The sequence below is a fragment of the Knoellia terrae genome (assembly GCF_048606435.1).
Classification (GTDB): Bacteria; Actinomycetota; Actinomycetes; order Actinomycetales; family Dermatophilaceae; genus Knoellia; species Knoellia terrae.
Window position 1 is genome coordinate 263628 of record NZ_JBMBWH010000003.1, and the last position, 14841, is coordinate 278468.

At 71.8% G+C, this 14841-nt stretch carries 15 protein-coding genes; 4 read left to right on the top strand and 11 right to left on the bottom strand.

What is annotated here, in order from left to right:
- Positions 1-64: 64 nt before the first annotated feature.
- The 6 genes from pdxS to ACOJV9_RS06475 are packed head-to-tail and all read right to left on the bottom strand — an operon-like array spanning position 65 to position 4941.
- Positions 65-988: a pyridoxal 5'-phosphate synthase lyase subunit PdxS gene (gene pdxS, locus ACOJV9_RS06450; RefSeq protein WP_420184367.1), complete on the bottom strand. Its 924-nt coding sequence runs from the start codon at positions 986-988 to the stop codon at positions 65-67.
- 21 nt (positions 989-1009) lie between these two features.
- Positions 1010-1594 carry a hypothetical protein gene (locus ACOJV9_RS06455; protein WP_420184368.1) on the bottom strand — a complete coding sequence of 195 codons (585 nt, stop codon included), beginning with the start codon at positions 1592-1594 and terminating at the stop codon, positions 1010-1012.
- Positions 1594-2784 carry a glycosyltransferase family 4 protein gene (locus ACOJV9_RS06460; RefSeq protein WP_420184369.1) on the bottom strand — a complete coding sequence of 397 codons (1191 nt, stop codon included), beginning with the start codon at positions 2782-2784 and terminating at the stop codon, positions 1594-1596. Before ACOJV9_RS06460 ends, ACOJV9_RS06455 begins: the two co-directional genes overlap by 1 nt.
- Positions 2781-3731, bottom strand: coding sequence for a phosphatidylinositol mannoside acyltransferase (locus ACOJV9_RS06465; protein ID WP_420184370.1), 951 nt, complete (start codon positions 3729-3731; stop codon positions 2781-2783). The genes ACOJV9_RS06460 and ACOJV9_RS06465 overlap by 4 nt, the downstream gene beginning before the upstream one ends.
- Complete coding sequence (gene pgsA, locus ACOJV9_RS06470; protein ID WP_420184371.1) at positions 3728-4369, bottom strand: phosphatidylinositol phosphate synthase; 642 nt, start codon at positions 4367-4369, stop codon at positions 3728-3730. The genes ACOJV9_RS06465 and pgsA overlap by 4 nt, the downstream gene beginning before the upstream one ends.
- Before the next feature lie 26 nt (positions 4370-4395).
- Positions 4396-4941, bottom strand: coding sequence for an HIT family protein (locus tag ACOJV9_RS06475; RefSeq protein WP_420184372.1), 546 nt, complete (start codon positions 4939-4941; stop codon positions 4396-4398).
- A 19-nt stretch (positions 4942-4960) separates the two neighbouring features.
- On the opposite strand from ACOJV9_RS06475, the gene ACOJV9_RS06480 reads away from it, so the two are divergent.
- On the top strand, positions 4961-5431 hold the full coding sequence (locus ACOJV9_RS06480) for a GNAT family N-acetyltransferase (protein WP_420184373.1): 471 nt from the start codon (positions 4961-4963) through the stop codon (positions 5429-5431).
- A gap of 63 nt (positions 5432-5494) precedes the next feature.
- Here ACOJV9_RS06480 and ACOJV9_RS06485 read toward each other — a convergent pair whose 3' ends face one another.
- Both ACOJV9_RS06485 and thrS read right to left on the bottom strand, forming a co-directional pair.
- Positions 5495-5956, bottom strand: a complete 462-nt coding sequence (locus tag ACOJV9_RS06485) for a GNAT family N-acetyltransferase (RefSeq protein ID WP_420184374.1) — start codon at positions 5954-5956, stop codon at positions 5495-5497.
- An 8-nt stretch (positions 5957-5964) separates the two neighbouring features.
- On the bottom strand, positions 5965-7950 hold the full coding sequence (gene thrS, locus ACOJV9_RS06490; RefSeq protein ID WP_420184375.1) for a threonine--tRNA ligase: 1986 nt from the start codon (positions 7948-7950) through the stop codon (positions 5965-5967).
- 165 nt (positions 7951-8115) lie between these two features.
- Here thrS and ACOJV9_RS06495 point away from each other — a divergent pair, with 165 nt between their 5' ends.
- The 3 genes from ACOJV9_RS06495 to ACOJV9_RS06505 are packed head-to-tail and all read left to right on the top strand — an operon-like array spanning position 8116 to position 11210.
- A complete protein-coding gene (locus ACOJV9_RS06495) occupies positions 8116-8445 on the top strand; it encodes a putative quinol monooxygenase (protein WP_420184376.1) in 330 nt (109 codons plus the stop codon).
- 53 nt (positions 8446-8498) lie between these two features.
- Positions 8499-9251: an N-acetyltransferase gene (locus ACOJV9_RS06500; protein ID WP_420184377.1), complete on the top strand. Its 753-nt coding sequence runs from the start codon at positions 8499-8501 to the stop codon at positions 9249-9251.
- 24 nt (positions 9252-9275) lie between these two features.
- On the top strand, positions 9276-11210 hold the full coding sequence (locus tag ACOJV9_RS06505) for a S9 family peptidase (protein ID WP_420184378.1): 1935 nt from the start codon (positions 9276-9278) through the stop codon (positions 11208-11210).
- Positions 11211-11268: 58 nt separating this feature from the next.
- Here ACOJV9_RS06505 and ACOJV9_RS06510 read toward each other — a convergent pair whose 3' ends face one another.
- Genes ACOJV9_RS06510 through ACOJV9_RS06520 form a run of 3 tightly spaced genes read right to left on the bottom strand, consistent with a single transcriptional unit; the run spans position 11269 to position 14758 of the window.
- Positions 11269-12129, bottom strand: coding sequence for a MaoC/PaaZ C-terminal domain-containing protein (locus tag ACOJV9_RS06510; RefSeq protein ID WP_420184379.1), 861 nt, complete (start codon positions 12127-12129; stop codon positions 11269-11271).
- Positions 12129-13466 (bottom strand): 3-oxoacyl-ACP reductase, encoded by a 1338-nt coding sequence (locus tag ACOJV9_RS06515; RefSeq protein WP_420184380.1) that lies wholly within the window; start codon positions 13464-13466, stop codon positions 12129-12131. Before ACOJV9_RS06515 ends, ACOJV9_RS06510 begins: the two co-directional genes overlap by 1 nt.
- 2 nt (positions 13467-13468) lie before the next feature.
- Positions 13469-14758 carry an acetyl-CoA C-acetyltransferase gene (locus ACOJV9_RS06520; protein WP_420184381.1) on the bottom strand — a complete coding sequence of 430 codons (1290 nt, stop codon included), beginning with the start codon at positions 14756-14758 and terminating at the stop codon, positions 13469-13471.
- Positions 14759-14841: the final 83 nt, after the last annotated feature.

The following is a 14841-nucleotide window of genomic DNA, read 5'->3' on the forward strand; positions in this document are numbered from 1 at the left end:
GCACCGAGGTGGGCTCCGCCGCTGGACCGGATGCGCGCCGCCCGTGGTCCGAGCGGCGCCGGCGTCACCAGCCGCGCTCGGCCAGCCGGTGCGGCTCGGGGATCTCGTCGACGTTGATGCCGACCATCGCCTCGCCGAGGCCGCGGGACACCTTGGCGATGACGTCGGGGTCGTCGTGGAAGGTCGTCGCCTTGACGATGGCCTCGGCCCGCTCGGCGGGGTTGCCCGACTTGAAGATGCCGGAGCCGACGAAGACGCCCTCGGCCCCGAGCTGCATCATCATGGCGGCGTCGGCGGGCGTGGCGATACCGCCCGCGGTGAAGAGCACGACGGGCAGCTTGCCGGCCTTCGCGACCTCCTTGACGAGGTCGAAGGGTGCCTGGAGCTCCTTGGCGGCGACATAGAGCTCGTCCTCGGCCATGCCCTGGAGGCGTCGGATCTCGCCGCCGATCTTGCGCATGTGCATCGTCGCGTTGGACACGTCGCCGGTGCCGGCCTCGCCCTTGGAGCGGATCATGGCCGCGCCCTCGGTGATGCGGCGCAGGGCCTCACCGAGGTGGGTGGCGCCGCAGACGAAGGGCACGGTGAAGTTCCACTTGTCGATGTGGTTGGCGTAGTCGGCGGGGGTGAGCACCTCGGACTCGTCGATGTAGTCGACGCCGAGGGACTGGAGCACCTGCGCCTCGACGAAGTGGCCGATGCGGGCCTTGGCCATGACCGGGATCGAGACGGCCTCGATGATGCCGTCGATCATGTCGGGATCGGACATGCGGGAGACTCCGCCCTGGGCGCGGATGTCGGCCGGCACGCGCTCGAGCGCCATGACGGCGACCGCGCCGGCGTCCTCGGCGATCTTGGCCTGCTCGACGTTGACGACGTCCATGATGACGCCGCCCTTGAGCATCTCGGCCATGCCGCGCTTGACCCGGGTGGTGCCGGTGTGGGAAGTGGTCGTGGAGGCTGCCGCGGTGGGGCTGGAGTCGCTCATGCGGGCCAGTGTAGATCCGTCTCAGTCGACCACTGCAGGGGGCAAGTCGTCGTCGAAGTCGACCCGCTGCGGGAGGGCCGCGTGACCGGCGAGGCGGAACAGCCGCACCACCCACTTGGCTCTGACCCTGCGGACCTCGCGCACCGCGTCGTTGTGGAACCGGCGGGCGAGCTGCACCCGCAGGGCGCTGGCCTCGACCCGCGACAGCGCGCCCGCCCCGGGCCCGTCGGCGTCGGCGCGGAGGGCGGCCACGGTGTCTTCCTGGAGGACGGCGCGCAGGGCCTCGGTGAGGTTGGTCTCGGTGTCCTCACGTCCCGCGAACGTCTGCCCGTCGAGCGGGTCGTGGCTCAGTGGGTGGTGCGTGTGGCGCTCGAGCGCCTCGCTCGCGGCGTCGGCGAGGAGCAGCGACGCGGCAGGGTCGAGCGCGCCGCTCGTCGCGAGCTCCAGGGTGGCCTCGGCCCGCCGGACCAGCTGCGCGTCGAGCGCGGACACGGCTCCCTCGACCTTGGCGTGGAGGCGGTCGAGCCGGGACGCGGAGTAGGACAGGTACCACGCGACGGCGAGCAGCACGAGGGCCACCGTCGTCGAGACCTGCAGGACGTCCATCAGACCTCACCTCTCTGCGGCCAGCGCAGCCGCCCGAGCAGGCCGGCGCGCACGGCCGACTCGACGGGAGCGCTGTCCGCGCCCTCGATCACGGTCTCGTAGACCGCCATGACGCGTTCGGCCACGACGCCCCAGTCGAAGGAGCGGGCGCGTCGCAGCCCGAGGTCGCGCAGCCGGCGCCGCTCGTCGGGGTCCCCGACCAGCTCGATGACGGCGCGCGCCAGGGCGGCGCTGTCCCCCACGGGGAAGGTCCGACCCGCCGGCCCGTCCCCGAGGACGGCCGTGAACGCCTCGAGGTCGCTGGCGAGCACCGGCGCACCCGACGCCATGGCCTCGACGAGCACGATGCCGAAGCTCTCGCCGCCGGTGTGCGGGGCGACGTAGAGGTCGGCCGACCGCAGCAGGGCCACCTTGTCGTCCTCCGAGACCGCTCCGAGGAACTCCGTCGCAGCGCGTACCCGCGGGTCGAGCCGCTCGGCGATCTCGTCGACGTCGCCCGGCCCGGCGACGACCAGCCGGGCGCCCGGGAGCGCCTCGAGGACGGCCGGCATCGCGGCGGTGAGCACGTCGAGGCCCTTGCGGGGCTCGTCGATCCGGCCGAGGAAGGCCAGCGTCGGACGCTCCGCCGTCCCGGACCAGCGGGTCACGGCGCCGTCGGGCGCGAACCGCTGCGTGTGCACGCCGTTGGGGATGATGTAGGCGTCCCCGCCGAGATGCCGACGCACGGTCTGGCGAGCCTCCTCCGACACGGCGATGCGCGCCCGGATCTTCTCGGTCGAGGGTCGCAGCAGGGGGTTCGCCGCGTGCATCGCGCGGGAGCGCAGGTTCGACGTGTGGAAGGTGGCGACCACGGGCTCGGACGACGCCCAGAGCGCCATGACCGAGGCGCTGGGCGTGATCGGCTCGTGGAGGTGCAGGACGTCGAAGTCCCCCTCCTCCAGCCAGCGGCTGACCCGCGACGACGTCACCGGCCCGAAGGTCAGCCGGGCCACGGACCCGTTGTAGCGGACCGGGACCGCACGACCGCAGGATGTGACGTATGCCGGCAGGTCCGCTCCCGCGTCGTCCACCGGTGCGAGGACCGCCACGTCGTGGCCCTGGCGCGTGAAGAACTCGGCGAGGTCACGGACGTGGAACTGGACGCCTCCGGGGACGTCGAACGCGTAGGGGCAGACGAGGCCGATCCTCATGCGCGACCGGCCCGGGCGAGTCGGTCGGGGTCGAGGTCCTTGGTGAAGACCGGCTGCAGCATGTGCCAGTCGGCCGTGGAGCCGCGCACGGTCTGCCCCAGCGCGTCGGCGCAGGTCTGGGTCATCGCGGTGACCTTCTCGCGCGTCGTCCCCGAGGTGGGGACGGGCACCGGGTCGTGGAAGGTGATGACGATCCCCCAGCGTCGGCCGGTGCGCTCGTGCCGGATCGACACGGGGAAGAGCGGGCGCCGCTCGGCCAGGGCCAGGGCCGCGGGTCCGGCGGCCATCCGCGCCGGCTCCCCGCAGAAGCTCACCTCGACGCCGTCGCGCGACAGGTCGCGGTCGGACAGGAGCGGGATGAGACCGCGGCGCCGGGCCGCCTGCCGGAGCAGCGGGAACGGCGGGTCACCCCCGGTGAGCGGGTGGATCGTCATGCCGAGCCCGGTGCGGAACCCGAGGAACTCCTCGAAGACCTCCTCGGGCTCGAGCCGCTCGGCGACCGTCGTGACCGGCCCCAGATGGACGGCACACCAGGCTCCGGCGAGGTCCCAGTTGCCCAGGTGGCCGAGGAAGCACACGAGCGAGCCGTCCCCGGCGAGGACCTCCCGGACCGGGCCGTCGCCCTCGACCCGCACCCTCGCGGCCAGCTCGTCAGGGGAGAGCACCGGCAGCCGGAAGGCCTCGCAGTAGTAGCGCATGTAGGCCCGCATCCCGTCGCGCACGAGCTCGTCGAGGGCCGCGTCGTCGAGCTCGGGCCGCACCGTGGCGTAGTTGGAGCGCATCCGCGCTCCGCCGCCGCGGGCGACGGTGAGGTCCGCGATCCGGTCGAAGAGGACGTGGGCCACACGCTCCGGCATACGACGGATGAGGGACCAGCCGACCCGGAAGCCGGCCACGGTCACGGCGTCGGTCGCCCGGGAGACCACGCCTTCGGCACGCGCGCTCACGCGACGTCGAGGGCCTGACGGCGGACCTCGAGCATCCGCTGGACCACGGTCACCAGGCTCGCCAGGGCGAGCAGCGCGAGCACGACCGTGAGGAAGACCTCGGGGAGGAACAGGCCGACGAGGCCCGTCGTCACGAGGACGGCGACGAGGCGCTCGGCACGCTCGGCAATGCCGACGTCGGCGGTCATGCCCAAGCCCTCGGCCCGGGCCTTGGCGTAGGACACGACCATGCCGAAGATGAGGCAGGCCAGCGCCAGGGCGGCCATGAGGCCCGGCCGGACCTCGAGCGCCCCGCCCGGCCGCACGCTGCGGCCCCCGGCGTAGAACAGCACGAGCCCGCCGAAGATCGAGGCGTCGGCGACGCGGTCGAGGGTCGAGTCGAGGTAGGCGCCCCAGGTGCTCGACCGCCCCGAGCGGCGGGCCATGATCCCGTCGACCGTGTCGGAGAACACGAAGGCCGTGATGACGAGCGTGCCGACGAGGAACTCACCGCGGGGGTAGAAGAGCAGCGCTCCCAGGCTCACCCCGAGGGTCCCGACGACCGTCACGACGTCAGGGCTGACGCCGAGTCGCAGGAGGACCGAGGCCAGCGGGGTGAACAGCTTCGTGAAGAACGGGCGCGCGTACTTGTTGAGCATGGTGCGGTCAGCCTAGTGGGCCGATGTCATGCCACCGGCCAGGCCGCGGCGAGGCGGCGCCGCGCGTCCTCGAGGAGCACCGGGAGGGCCTTGGTCTGCCCCACGACCGGCAGGAAGTTCATGTCGCCGCCCCAGCGCGGCACGATGTGCTGGTGCAGGTGGGCAGCGACACCGGCACCCGCGACCTCGCCCTGGTTCATGCCGATGTTGAACCCCCCCGGCCCGGATGACGCCGTGAGTGCCCGGATCGCCGTCTTGGTGAGGGCGGTGAACTCGGTGGTCTCCTCGTCCGTCAGGTCGACGTAGAGCGAGACGTGCCGGTAGGGGCATACGAGGACGTGACCGGGGTTGTAGGGGAACAGGTTCATGACGACGTAGCAGTGCGCCCCCCGGTGCACGATGAGGCCCTCGGCGTCGCCCCTCCCCGGTGCCGCGCAGAACGGGCAGCCGTCCCCCGCCTCCGTCGAGGGCCGCTCCCCCGTCACGTAGGCCATGCGGTGGGGCGTCCAGAGGCGGTCGAACCCGTCCGGCGCGCCGGCGAAGTCGGTGTCGGGCTCGAGGATCTCGCTCATCCCGTGATCCTATGAAGGGATGGAGACGAGCACCTCCCCGGGCGTCCCCCGCATCCGGGCTGCCGCCCCCGACGACGCCGCTGCCCTCGCTGAGCTGTACTGGGAGGTCAGGGCCGAGTCGGTGCCGCAGATCCCCGCGATCCCGCACGACCGGAGCACCGTGGAGCCCTTCGTCCGCGAGGTCCTGCTGCCCGAGCACGAGGTGTGGGTGGCCGAGACCGACGAGGGCCTCGTCGGGTTCCTCGCGCTCCGGGAGCCCGACGAGCTCGGCCACCTCTACCTCGCGAGGAACCACACCGGCCGCGGCCTCGGCGCCCGGTTCCTGGAGCTGGCTCGCGAGCGGTTCCCGCGCGGACTGCAGCTGTGGGCCTTCCAGAGCAACACCGAGGCGCTGCGCTTCTACGAGCGGCACGGCTTCGTGCCCGTCGAGGAGACCGAGGGTGACAACGAGGAGCGCGCGCCGGACGTCCGAATGGTCTGGACCCCCTGACGCACGGGACCGCGCGGACGGTGGCGGACGGCATACGACGTGTCCTGCCGGTATGCCGTCCGCTCACCGGGCGCCGTCGGCGCGCCACTCCATGAGTCCGGGGCTCGGGTCGGTGAAGCCGGCGCGCTGGTAGAGGCTGCGCGCCCGCGGTGCCGCATTGAGCTGCATCCGGTCGACCCCGTTCTCGTCGGCCCAGGTGAGCAGCGCAGCGAGGAGGGCGGCGCCGAGCCCGGCGCCACGGGCATCCTGGGTCACGAAGAGCAGGGACACGTGCAGCCACCGGCCGTCCGGTCGGCGCGAGCTCGGCAGCTTCGTGACGACCGCGGCCGTGACGACACCCAGCGGGCGGCCGTCCCCGGCCTCGGCGAGGAAGGTCACCCGGGCGCGGTCGGCCAGCCAGGCGTCCGCGAAGCGGTCGAGGAAGCCCGGCTGGACCGCGGCGCCGCACTCCCGGTCGTCCTGGAGCGTCAGCGCCGCGACGGCGAACGCGTCACGAGGCTCGGCGAGGCGGACGACCGGCGCCACGGCTCGCCTCAGACCTGGGCGCGGGTCTCGACCGCGGTGAGCACCTCGGCGATGGCGTCCTGCACCGGCACGCCGTTCTTCTGCGAGCCGTCGCGGTAGCGGAACGACACGGCGCCCGCCGCCCGGTCCTCCTCGCCCGCAATGAGAATGAAGGGGACCTTGGACTTGCTCCCGTTGCGGATCTTCTTGGGGAAGCGGTCGTCGGTCTCGTCGAGCTCGACGCGGATGCCCTGGGCCTTCATCTGCGACAGGACGTCCCAGAGGTAGTCGTTGTACTCGTCGGCCACGGGCACGCCGAGCACCTGCACCGGGCTCAGCCACACGGGGAACGCCCCGGCGTAGTGCTCGACGAGCACCCCGATGAAGCGCTCGATCGAGCCGAACTTCGCCGAGTGGATCATCACCGGCTGCTGGCGCGAGCCGTCGGAGGCCTGGTACTCGAGGCCGAAGCGCTCGGGCTGGTTGAAGTCGTACTGGATCGTCGACATCTGCCAGGTGCGGCCGATCGCGTCACGGGCCTGGACCGAGATCTTCGGGCCGTAGAACGCGGCGCCGCCCGGGTCGGGCACGAGGTCGACGCCGTACTTGCCCGCGGCCTCCTCGAGGACCTTCGTGGCCGTCTCCCACTGCTCGGGCGAACCGATGAACTTGTCGGCCTTGTCGCCGTCGGCGTCGCGCGTGGAGAGCTCGAAGTAGTAGTCGTCGAGGCCGAAGTCCTTGAGCAGCCCGGTGACGAAGTCGAGGAGGTGCTCGACCTCGGTCGGCGCCTGCTCGGGGGTGACGTAGGAGTGCGAGTCGTCCTGCGTCATGGCGCGCACCCGGGTGAGGCCGTGGACGACCCCGGACTTCTCGTAGCGGTAGACCGAGCCGAACTCGAAGAAGCGCAGCGGCAGCTCGCGGTAGGAGCGACCGCGCGAGCGGAAGATGAGGTTGTGCATCGGGCAGTTCATCGCCTTGAGGCGGTACTCCGCGTGCTCCATCTCCATGGGCGGGAACATCGTGTCGGCGTAGTAGGGCAGGTGACCCGAGGTGTGGAACAGCCCGTCCTTGCTGATGTGCGGGGTGCCGACGTAGTCGAAGCCCTCCTCGATGTGGCGGCGACGGACGTAGTCCTCCATCTCCCGCTTGATGACCCCGCCCTTGGGGTGGAAGACGGCCATGCCGGAGCCGATCTCGTCGGGGAACGAGTAGAGGTCGAGCTCGGCGCCCAGCTTGCGGTGGTCGCGCTTCTCGGCCTCGGCGAGCCTCTCCAGGTGAGCTCGCAGATCCTCTTTGGTCGGCCAGGCGGTGCCGTAGATGCGCTGCAGCTGCGGGTTCTTCTCCGACCCGCGCCAGTAGGCGGCGGCGCTGCGCATGATCTTGAACGCGTTGCCGAGGACCTTGGTGCTGGGCACGTGCGGGCCGCGGCAGAGGTCGCCCCACGCGCGGGTGCCGTCGCGACGGACGTTGTCGTAGATCGTCAGCTGGGCCCCGCCGACTTCGACGTCCGCGCCCTCCGCCTTGTCGCCGGCCGCGCCGCCCTTGAGCCCGATGAGCTCGCACTTGTAGGGCTCGTCCTTGAGCTCGACGAGGGCGTCCTCGTCGCTGGTCTCGCGCCGCACGAAGGTCTGGCCCTCGTTGACGATCTTCTGCATGACCTTCTCGAGCGCCTTGAGGTCGTCCGGGGTGAACGGCTCGGCGACGTCGAAGTCGTAGTAGAAGCCGTCGCGCACGGGCGGGCCGATGCCCAGCTTGGCGTCGGGGTTCACCTGCTGCACGGCCTGAGCGAGGACGTGGGCGGCGCTGTGCCGCAGCACGTCCAGCCCGTCCTGCTCCTGGGCCGTCACCGGAGCGATGTCGTCCCCGTCGGCGAGGACGTGCGCGAGGTCCCGCAGCTCGCCGTTGACGCGGGCGACGAGCACGTCCCGCTGTCCTTCGAACAGCTCCGCCGCGGTCGTCCCCGACGCCACCGATCGCTCGTCTCCGGCGACGTGGACGCTGATCTGGGATGACACAGGCTTCTCCTGGGGTGGGAACTGCGGGAGGTATGCCGTGTGCGGACGTCCCGGCACGGCATACCGATGCTATCCGCCGCAAAACCACGGGCGCGACGCAGTTCCGGGCGTGCTCGCTAGGGTCAGTCGCACCTCAGCCGCCTTTCCCGAGTCCAGGAGAACGCCTTGATCTTCATCACTGCCCGCTTCGCCGTCCGTCCGGAGCACGCCGACCGCTGGCCGGAGATCTCGCGGGCGTTCACCGAGGCCACGCGCGCCGAGGCCGGGTGCCTGTGGTTCGACTGGTCGCGGAGCGTCGACGACCCGGACGAGTACGTCCTCGTCGAGGCCTTCCGCGACGACGAGGCGGGCGCCGCCCACGTCGGGTCCGACCACTTCCGGGCCGCCCGGGAGGAGCTCCCTCCGTACCTCGCCGCGACGCCGCGCATCGTCAACGCGGTGGTGCCGGGCACCGACTGGTCCGAGCTGGGTGAGATGTCGGTCGACGCCGGCTGACCCGTCCCGTAAACCGGATGCGGCGTGGCCCGCCACGGCCCTACCGTCGGGCCATGGACCTCGCCGTCGCCAGCCTCGCGGACCGACCCGACCTGGCGCCACTGCTCGGGACGTTCGACGACCCCTGGCCGGAGTTCATGAAGTGGGACCCGGTGAGCGACTACTACTACTCACGCGCGTCCACGATCTTCGCCGCATGGACCCTCGTCGCCTGGGACGCCACCGAGCCCACCCGCCTCGTGGCCAAGTCGCACTCCATCCCCTTCGCGATGGGCGAGGACATCGGACGGACGGAGCTGCCCGACGACGGGTGGGACGGGGTCATCACCTGGGCCTGGTACGACGAGCTCGCGGGGCGCACACCCACCCACGTGTCTGCGCTCGAGGTCGCGATCCGGCCCGACCTCCAGGGGACGGGCCTCGCCTCGGTCATGCTGGAGGCCAAGCGCCAGAACGCTGCTCGTCACGGGTTCCACGACCTCGTGGCGCCGGTGCGTCCCAGCCAGAAGCACCACGAGCCGCGGCTGCCGATGCCCGACTACGTGGCTCGGCTCCGCGAGGACGGGCTCCCGGCGGACCCGTGGCTGCGCCTGCATGCCCGCATCGGCGGCGAGGTCGTCAAGGTCTGCCCCCGGGCCATGACGATCTCCGGGACGCTCGCCGAGTGGCGGTCCTGGACCGGGCTGCCGTTCGACGCCTCGGGCGACGTGGAGGTGCCGTACGCCCTCAACCCCGTGCACGTCAGCGTCGAGCACGACCACGCGGTCTATGTGGAGCCCGGGGTCTGGGTCCACCACCGACTCTGACACCGACGGCCTAGGTTGAGTCACATGACGTCACTGCCCTTCGGCTCCTGGCCCTCGCCGCTCTCCCCCGCTGCCCTCACCGCCGCGACCCGCGGACTCGACGAGGTCCGCGTCGACGGTGCCGACACCTACTGGCTTGAGTCGCGCCCGTGGGAGGAGGGCCGCGTCGTCCTCGTCCGCCACGTCGGCTCGAGCGGGGCGGTCGAGGACGTCGTGGGTCCCGCGGTCAACGTGCGTTCCCGGGTCCACGAGTACGGCGGCGGTGCGTATGCCGTCCGCTCCGGAACCGTCGTCGTCACGACGATGCCGGACCTCAGGGTGCACCTCGTGGAGGCCGACGGGTCGATGCGTGCGATCTCGCCCGAGGGCGGCTTCCGCTACGGCGGGCTGGTGCTCGGTGACGGCTTCGTCGTGGCGGTCCGCGAGGACCACTCGGGCGACGGCGAGCCGGTCAACACCCTGGTGCGCCTCGCGCTCGACGGCGACAACGCGGACGGAGGGACGGTCCTGTGGGAGGGCACCGACTTCGTCGGCCGACCGGCGCTCTCGCCCGACGAGCGCGAGGTCGCCGTCGTGACGTGGGACCACCCGAACATGCCATGGGACACGACCACGCTGCGGCGCGCGGTGCTCGACTCCGCGCGGGCCGACGGAACGGCCGCCTGGGAGGTCGTCGCCGCCGACGAGGACGTCAGCGTCGGCCATCCCCGGTTCGCCCCCGATGGGTCGCTGTGGTTCCTGTCGGACGCGTCCGGCTGGTGGAACCTGTTGCGGGATCCCGGGTCGGGGCCAGTCGCTGTCCACCGGGTCGAGGCCGACTTCATGCAGCCGCAGTGGGTCCTCGGCATGAGCGACCTCGCCTTCCTCGACGACGGTCGCGCGCTCGTGCACTGGTGGGCCGACGGGGTGGGGCGCCTCGGGGTCCTCGACCCGGATTCTGGGGACGTCACCGACGCCGGGGTCGACGGCGTGCAGTTCGACCACCTCCAGGCCGCCGGCGACGAGCTCGTCGTCAAGGTCGGCACGGCCACCGAGCTGCCGGTCATCGTCCGGGGTCGCGTCGGCGGGCCGGTCACGACGATCCGGCGCAGCCGCGAGGAAGGGCTGGACCCGGCATACGCCACGGCGCCGCAGGCGTGCAGCTGGACCAACAGTGGTGGGCAGGAGGTGCACGGGGTCTTCCTGCCACCGGGCCACCCGGAGGTGGAAGGGCCGGAGGGTGAGCGGCCACCCCTGCTCGTGTTCGTGCACGGCGGCCCGACGGCCCGGGCCGAGGCGGGGCTCCAGCTCGCGCGGGCGTTCTGGACGACGCGCGGGTTCGCCGTCCTCGACGTCAACCACTCGGGGAGCACGGGCCACGGGCGCGCCTACCGCGACCGGCTGCTCGGCCAGTGGGGCGTGCTGGACATCGACGACATCGTCACCGGCGCCCGGTCGCTGGCCGCGGCCGGGCTCGTCGACGGGAACCGGCTCGCGATCCGCGGAGGCAGCGCCGGCGGGTTCTCGGTCCTGCGTGCGCTGACGACGAGCGACGCCTTCGCGGCGGGCACGAGCTACTTCGGCGTCGCCGACCTCGAGGCGCTGGCGACGGACACCCACAAGTTCGAGTCGCGCTACCTCGACCGCCTCGTCGGGCCCTATCCGGAGGCGAGGGACGTCTACGTCGAGCGCTCCCCCCTCCACCACGTGGACGAGGTGCACGGTGCGGTGCTGCTGCTCCAGGGCGGGATCGACGAGGTCGTGCCGCAGGCACAGGCCGAGCGCATGGCAGAGGGCATGCGCGCGGCGGGCGAGGAGGTGGACCTCGTGATCTACCCCGACGAGGGCCACGGGTTCCGCGCCGCCTCGACCATCGAGGACTCGCTGACCCGTGAGCTCGCCTTCTACGGCCGCGTCCTCGGTTTCACCCCAGCCCCCTCCCCTGATCGTCTGGTCCAGCCACCAGGAATCGACCAATAGGTCACGAATCGCTGACGCCGTTCGTGACCTATTGGTCGACTCCTGTCGCGGGGGCGGGTCAGGCAGGCGGGGGCGAGAGGGTGAGGGCGAGGTGCTCGACCTCGGGCCTGCGCGTCGAGCGCAGCCCGGCGACGACCACTGGTCCGGTGCGGTCGACGAGCAGGTCCACCTTCCCGGGCAGCAGCACCGGCTTGCGGAACCACACGTGCGAGGTGCTCGGGCCGCCGGCCGACCGGCCGAGGGCGCCGAGGACCCGGGCGGAGGTCCACATGCCGTGGGCGATCGCCTTCGGGAAGCCCATCGCCCTGGCGGTCAGCGGGTGCAGGTGGATCGGGTTCACGTCACCGGACACGGCGGCATACTGGCGACCGAGGTCACCGGGCAGCGACCACTGCGCGGCTGGGAAGCCTCGGGGCAGGGCAGGCGCCTCCGCGCCGCGCTCGGCGTCCGGGTTGCCCCGGCCGCGGGCGAGATAGGTGGAGCGGCCGCTCCACACGGACTCGCCCTCGACGCTCACCTCGGTCACGAGGTCGACCTGGCGACCCCTGGCGTGGTCGCGCAGCGCCTCGGCGTGCACGGCGACCTCGAGGACGTCCTCCGCGGTGAGCACCCGCCGGACCGTGATGGTGTTCTCGATGTGCACGAGCCCGGCCAGCGGCAGGGGGAACGACCCGCGGCCCATGAGCTCGGCCTGGAGCGGGAACCCGAGGAGGTGCGGATAGGTGTGCGGCAGCAGGTCGTCGACGGCGAAGCCGCAGAGCCGCTGGTAGTCCATGAGGTGCCCGCGGTCGACGGTGTGGCCGGGGAACACCAGCTCGGTGCTCGGCAGGGTGCTGCCCGACTTCTTGCCCGACAGGGCAGCCTTGACGAACACCCTTGCGAGAGAGGGCGCCTCGCTGAACGTTTCGGTCGTGCCCATCAGGCCCCCAGCACCATCTGGCCACAGACACGGACGACGTTGCCGGTCACCGCGCGGTTGGCGTCCCAGGCGAAGTAGCCGATGGTCTCGGCGACGTCGACGGGAAGCCCGCCCTGCGACAGCGAGTTCATCAGACGACCGACCTCGCGTGTGGCAAGCGGCACCTTGGCCGTCATCTCGGTCTCGATGAAGCCGGGGGCGACGGCGTTGACCGTGATGCCCTTGGCCAGCACGACCTCGTCGGCGGCCAGCGCCTGCGTCATGCCGATGACGCCGGCCTTGGACGCGGCGTAGTTGCTCTGCCCGCGGTTGCCGGCGATGCCCGAGGTGGAGCTGACGTTGACGATGTGGCCACCGTCGTTCATCGCGGGCACGAGCGCCTCGTTCATCCGCAGGATCGAGACCAGGTTCACCTGGAGGACGGAGTCCCAACGGTCGGCGTCGGTGTTGGCGAGCAGCTTGTCCCGGGTGATGCCGGCGTTGTGGACGACGATGTCGATGCCACCGTGGCGAGCCCGGGCATGCTCGACGATCCTGGCGCCGGCGTCCTCGGCGGTGACGTCGAGCTGGAGGGCCGAGCCGCCGAGGCGGTTGGCGACCGTCGCCAGCGGTCCCCCGGCGGCGGGGACGTCCACCGCGAGAATGGTGGCCCCGTCGCGCGCGAGGGTGTCCGCGATGGCGGCACCGATGCCGCGGGCGGCACCCGTGACGACCGCGATCTTGCCGGCGAGCGGCTGGTCCCAGTCGGCGGGTGCGACGATGTCGGCGACCGGCTGGCCGACCCGGAACACCTGGCCCGAGACGTAGGCCGAGCGGCCGGAGAGCAGGAACCGGACGGTGGCCTCGATGCCGGCGTCGGCGCCCTCGGCGACGAGGACGAGGTTGGCGGTGCCACCACCGCGCATCTCCTTGCCGATCGAGCGCACGACCCCCTCGAGCGATCGGCGAGCCGCGGTCCGGGCGACCGACCCGGCGTCCTCCGGCGGGCGACCGATCACGACGACGCGGCCGGTCGGGGCAAGGGTCTTGAGAGCCGGACCGACGATCCCACGGAGGGTCTCGAGGTCCGCGGGCGTCTCGATGGCGGTGAGGTCGACGACGACACCGACGACCGACGTCGACGGCTGCGAGGCCACCTGGACCCCGGCGCCCTCGAGGAGGTGATGCACCCGCTCCGCGACCGGTGCGTCACCGTGCCCTGCGACGAGCACGGCGCCGGGGACGAGCGGACCGCCGACGGTGTGGCGGCGCAGTCGCGACGGACGCGGGAGGCCCAAGGAGGTGGCGAGCTGCTTGCCCACTCCCCCACTGACGAACTGGCCGTAGCTGAACACCATGCTCAGGCTCCTTCGAGGATCGCGACGACGCCCTGCCCACCGGCAGCGCAGATGGAGATGAGTCCCCGGCTGCCCGGGCCCTTCTCGTGAAGCATCTTGGCGAGGGTGGCGACGATGCGCCCGCCGGTGGCGGCGAAGGGGTGTCCCGCGGCGAGCGAGGAGCCGTTGACGTTGAGCTTCGAGCGGTCGATCGACCCGAGCGGCTTCTCGAGACCGAGGCGCTCGGTGCAGAACTCCTCGTCCTCCCACGCCTTGAGCGTCGACAGGACGGTCGAGGCGAAGGCCTCGTGGATCTCGTAGTAGTCGAAGTCCTGGAGCGTGAGCCCGTTGCGCGCGAGCAGGCCTGGGACGGCATACGCCGGAGCCATGAGCAGACCCTCGTCACCGTGGACGTAGTCGACCGCGGCGACCTCGCCGTCGACGAACCACGCCTGCACCGGGAGCTGGTGCTCCGCGGCCCACTCCTCCGAGCCGAGCAGCACGGCGGACGCACCGTCGGTGAGCGGCGTGGAGTTGCCGGCCGTCATCGTCGCGTTCTCGCCCTTGCCGAAGACCGGCCTGAGCCCGGCGAGCTTCTCGACGGTGGAGTCCGGGCGCAGGTTCTGGTCCTTGGCGAGGCCGAGGTAGGACGTCATGAGGTCGTCGAAGAACCCGCGGTCGTAGGCCGCGGCGAGGTTCTGGTGGCTCGCGACGGCGAGCTGGTCCTGCGCCTCGCGGGTGATCCCCCACTTCTTCGCGGTGATCGCCATGTGCTCGCCCATCGACAGCCCGGTGCGCGGCTCGGTGTTGGCCGGCGTCTCGATGCCGATGTCGCCGGGGCGGATCGCGAGGACGCCCTTGGCCATGTCGAGCGTCGTCTTCCCGCGGTTGAGGCGCAGCAGCTTGCGACGCAGCTTCTCGCTCACCATGATCGGCGCGTCGGAGGAGGTGTCGACGCCGCCGGCGATGCCGGACTCGATCTGGCCGAGCTTGATCTTGTTCGAGACGAGGATCGCGTTCTCGAGGCCCGTCCCGCACGCCTGCTGGACGTCGTATGCCGTGGTCTGCGGTGCGAGGCTCGACCCGAGGACCGCTTCGCGCGTCAGGTTGAAGTCGCGGCTGTGCTTGATGACGGCGCCACCGACGACCTCGCCCAGGCGCTCGCCGGCCAGGCCGTAGCGCGCGACGAGCCCCTCGAGGGCGGCCGTGAACATGTCCTGGTTGGAGGCCTTGGCGTAGGGCCCGAACTGCCGGGCGAAGGGGATGCGGTTGCCACCGAGGACGGCGGCGCGGCGAGGACTGGCTGGGGTCACCCTGAGCTCCTGGAAGGGTCGAGACGGAGGTCGTGCGGGCCGCGTGGGATGCGACACATATCCGGTACTGACGGTAGCAGGTA